The following is a 4,122-nucleotide window of genomic DNA, read 5'->3' on the forward strand; positions in this document are numbered from 1 at the left end:
CCGTACCGGCCGGGTCGTCGGCCCTGCTCCGACTGTCGCCCGCAGGCGGGCTCCGGTCTCCGGCCGAACCCCTTCGGGTTTCGGGCTGACGCCAGGGTCCGATGGAGAAGGTCAGGGGCACCGCCTGCTGCGACCGGAACGGTCGCGCCGCGTCCACCGCCCCGGCGCTGCCGGGGCTTTAAGGTCGCCACGCCGTTCCGCCGTGTCGGGTGCGCGCATTCTCTCAGCGTGGTGATGCCACCCCCTTGCCGGCACTCACGCGGAGGGCTGTCTGTAGCACCGTCATCCGCCTGCCCGCAAGGGCCGCGCCCCGGCGCTGTCGTCTGCACCCGTTCGCACTCGCCGAAAATCCGGCTCGCTTGCGCTGCGGCTTTGCCGACACCCGTGCGTTCATTCGTCTGCCGTCGCTCCCTTGCCCTTTGCCGCGAGAGTACCAGCCAGGGAGATGGATTAACCATCACCACAGGAGAAAACCAGAATGCGCACACGAAACGTCAACGGCAGGACCGCCGGAGGAGAAACCGCCGGAAGATGTGATCAAAACACGCAGGAAGACATCGCTTTACAGGCGAAGGCGCTGATCGCCCGGTATCGCCGGTTACAGGACGGCGTGACCGTCTTTACCGCACGGGCATCATCACGCGGGGATGTACAGGTTGAGATACGCCAGTTTGGCCGCCTTGTCTGGCATGCATGGTCTTTTGAGCCGGACTTTCTGGCCACGCTCGAAAACCGGCTGCGCGATGTGCAGCGAAACCACGACTGATTAAGCGCCGTGACCGGATCGCACTCCGGCCACGGCATAACCACCACCGCAACTGAAGAGGTAACAATAATGGTCACCACCCATACTACGGCGAAACCCGCCACACGCAAAGCCCGCACGAAAAAAGCCGCCGCCGCGCCGGCAGCCGTTGAGGCTGCCCTGCAACAGGCACCCGTGGAATACGTGTCCTATTCCCGCCTGACCCGTTCGGACTATAACGTCCGCATCGTGCCCCATACCGACGAGGAAATCGCCGGGTATGCCGCCAGCATCAGGGCGCTGGGGTTCCTGCATAACCTGGTGGTTGTCGATCATCCGGACGGCCTGCTCGGTGTGGTGTGCGGCAGCGGACGCACCCGCGCGACGGGCGTACTCGTCGCGGAAGGCTTCACCGGGGCTGATGAGCCGTTCGTCCCGGTCAAGCGTATCCCGGCGCATCTGGCGGTCGCGGCCTCGATGGCTGAAAACGAAAAAAGCCGCAAAATGCACCCGGCAGAGCAGGTGACCGGGTTCCGCAGGATGGCAGAGCAGGGATCCACCCCGGCGCAAATCGGCGATCTCTTTGGCTTCACTGCCCGTCACGTCCAGCGCATCCTCAGCCTGGCGAATCTCGCCCCGGCGCTGATTGAGGAACTGATGCACGACCGCATTACCCTGGAGTTGTGTCAGGTGATGACACTTGAACACGATCATGCCCGCCAGGTGGACATCTGGAACAGCGCGAAAGAGGCTTTTGGTAACGGTATGCCGTCGGCAGGGTGGCTGAAGGGGCAGGTGAACAGCATCAAAATGGACACGGCTTCTGCCGCGTTCCGGTTCGTCGGGGAGGACGCCTACGTGGCGGCCGGGGGCGTGGTTGATCGTGACCTGTTCAGTGACGAAGGCCAGGGCTTTGCTGATCGTCTCCTGACACAGCGGCTGCTGTTCGACAAACTGGCTGGCGAGGCGGCACGACTGCAGCGCGAAGAGGGCTGGGCATGGAGTGAAAGCCGGATGGATGAAATCACGCACCGTGATGCACTGACCCTGCGCGTGTGTCTGCCGGAGCCTGAACTGACTGATGAGGAAAGGGCCACGGTGGTTGGTCTTGAGCAGACGTTACTGGAGAGCGAAACCGAAGAGGACGAAAACGCGCTTCAGCAGCGTATCGAGGATATAGAGAGTGCGGCGCGCGCGCGCCAGTTCACCCCGGCGTATAAGGCGGCACACGGCGTGGTGGTCTCGTATGAAGCCGGGGGTTTCTGCATCCAGCGTGGCGTAAAACGCGTCGAACCTGCCCAGGACAACGGGGCTGAAGATGGCGAACTCCCGGCGACAGACGCCGCGACAGACCGCGTGATCACCACCAGGACCCCCGGCATCCCGGCAGATGCCTTCTCCGAGAAACTGGTCCGGGCCATGTCGTCCGAACGTACCCTGGCGGTGCAGGCTGCACTGTCCGGCAGACCGCATGTGGCGCTGGCCCTGCTGACCTGGACGCTCTGCCGTAACGTCCTCGGCAGGATCGGGGGCAGGGTTCAGGCTCCCCTCGGTGTCAGCATCCGCGACTGCACCTGGTCCCTCACGTCAGATGCGCCGTCAGGTAAGCAGGGCGCTGGCTGGCAAAGGATGCAGGACATGCAGGGGGCGCTGCTGCTGACCCTGCCGCCGCAGTGGGAAACGGATTTTCGCACCATGCTGGGTCTCTCCACAGAGCAGCTTCTTGACCTCCTGAGCTACTGCGTGGCATCCGGCATCAACGGGGTGCAGGAACGGCAGTACGGTCGCACCGGCGACAGCAGTCTGGAAACCCTTGAAGCCGCGCTGGACTTCGACCTGCGCGACTGGTGGCAGCCGGATGAGGACTACTTTGGCAGCATCAGCAAGGATCAGATCGGCGACGCGCTGGCAGAGGCCGGGCACCAGGACCGCGCCCGCGAGGCGATGAAGCTGAAAAAAGGCGAGGCCGCGAAGCTGGCAGCCGCCACCCTCGCGGAAACCCGCTGGGTGCCGGACTGGATGACCCGCCCGCAGCCGGATGTTCCGGCGACGCTGAACGATACCGCTGACAATAACGCCGCATAACCAGGAGACGGTTGCCCCGCCGGGGCAACCGGGAAAACGACCATGAGCATGAAATATACCCCCGCCGTCCTCAACAGCATGATCCCCGCTGAGCTGGAAGCCGTCCGCGAAAGTGGTGATGAAGAACGTCGCCGGCTGAGCGACGCCGTGATGAACACCATTCCGGTTCCGCCAGGCTGGCGCGTGAATGCCGAGTACCGCGGTGAGTTCGGCGGCCAGTTTCCTGTGCAGCTGCGCTTCGCCCCGGACCGGTCTGACCGTTACTTTCTCTGCCTGTGCAGCCCCGGTGAAATGCTCCCGGCCTGGACACTGTTCCTGCTGGCGGCAGACGGGGGGCTGGTAAGGATCCTGTCGCAGCGCGACAGGCATGACCCGGTGGCCGTCAGCGCACTGCTGGCGCAGGTTGCCGGACTGCACCGTTTTAACTGCTCTGCGGCCACCATCGCTGAACTGATGAATGCGGAGGTGGTGTCATGATCCCCGCCAGTCTCGCGCTCGTTACCCTTAATCCGGCACGCCAGGCTGCGCTGCGGGCGGTGGCAGAGGTTGAGCTGCGCCGTGAGAACCGCAGGCGTCTGCCGGAGGACAACCCGCATGCACGCGCATTCATGCGCCTGCTGACCGGCGAAAGTCGTCTCAGCAGCCGCACCGCTCAGGCCATTCCGGGGCTGGGCTGGGATCCGCACGTTAAAATCTGGTCGCTGCGAAGGCTTGAGGAGGCGCTCGAAGTCCTGCTGGTCAGCCGGGGTGAGCACTGCCACTCGCCGTTGCCGTCCACGGTCCAGGAATGTCTGTTCCCGGACGTGGTGTTCCGGAATGCATCCCGGAGAGACCAGCGCGGGAAACTGCACCTGCATAAAGCGATCCGGCGTGAAAATAAAAGCCTCTGCCGGGAGGAAATTCTGCACCAGAGTCTGGTCGCGCAGGCCCGGACAGACCTGAACTTCCGGTCACCGGAGAACGTGGGGGCGTGGTACACGCGCTGGGCGGATGAACTGCGTGAGTACGAGCTTGCGGAACAGTTCTGGCAGTGGCGGAGACGTTTTGCCTCGCTGGCAGAGCTGGAGTGGCACCGGCATGAACCGCTCTGGTCAGTACTGAATGTGCTGAGGGATGTGGTGAGGGGTATGAGCCGGAGTGAAAAAAATGCCGATCGCTGGCAGGTGCCGGACAAGCTGGGCCACGCAGGATAAGGGCTGCAGAAAATGAGGCGGGTGACGCCGGGGCCTGAAAGTCAGTATCAGGGACAAGGGCAGGGACAAGGGCAAGGGCAGGGGCAAGGGCTGGCCACC

Annotated in this window: 4 protein-coding genes; all 4 read left to right on the forward strand. The window is 63.9% G+C overall.

Translation table 11 applies throughout. The features are described from left to right. Window positions 1–478 precede the first annotated feature (478 nt). On the forward strand, window positions 479–766 hold the full coding sequence (locus tag IAE50_RS26395; RefSeq protein WP_233631542.1) for a hypothetical protein: 288 nt from the start codon (window positions 479–481) through the stop codon (window positions 764–766). A 69-nt stretch (window positions 767–835) separates the two neighbouring features. Beyond that, complete coding sequence (locus IAE50_RS25450; protein ID WP_200581663.1) at window positions 836–2,830, forward strand: ParB/RepB/Spo0J family partition protein; 1,995 nt, start codon at window positions 836–838, stop codon at window positions 2,828–2,830. A 42-nt stretch (window positions 2,831–2,872) separates the two neighbouring features. After that, entirely contained in the window at window positions 2,873–3,307 is a 435-nt protein-coding gene (gene psiB, locus IAE50_RS25455) for a conjugation system SOS inhibitor PsiB (protein ID WP_200581664.1), read from the forward strand. Continuing rightward, a complete protein-coding gene (locus IAE50_RS25460) occupies window positions 3,304–4,023 on the forward strand; it encodes a plasmid SOS inhibition protein A (RefSeq protein WP_200581665.1) in 720 nt (239 codons plus the stop codon). Before psiB ends, IAE50_RS25460 begins: the two co-directional genes overlap by 4 nt. Window positions 4,024–4,122 lie beyond the last annotated feature (99 nt).

The organism is Kosakonia sp. S42, from assembly GCF_016624785.1.
Classification (GTDB): domain Bacteria; phylum Pseudomonadota; class Gammaproteobacteria; order Enterobacterales; family Enterobacteriaceae; genus Kosakonia; species Kosakonia cowanii.

What these genes read in the sequence shown, in the direction of transcription:
- IAE50_RS26395 (WP_233631542.1), top strand. Translation starts at nt 479, where the DNA reads ATGCGCACACGAAACGTCAACGGCAGGACCGCCGGAGGAGAAACCGCC.
- IAE50_RS25450 (WP_200581663.1), top strand. Translation starts at nt 836, where the DNA reads ATGGTCACCACCCATACTACGGCGAAACCCGCCACACGCAAAGCCCGC.
- psiB (WP_200581664.1), top strand. Translation starts at nt 2,873, where the DNA reads ATGAGCATGAAATATACCCCCGCCGTCCTCAACAGCATGATCCCCGCT.
- IAE50_RS25460 (WP_200581665.1), top strand. Translation starts at nt 3,304, where the DNA reads ATGATCCCCGCCAGTCTCGCGCTCGTTACCCTTAATCCGGCACGCCAG.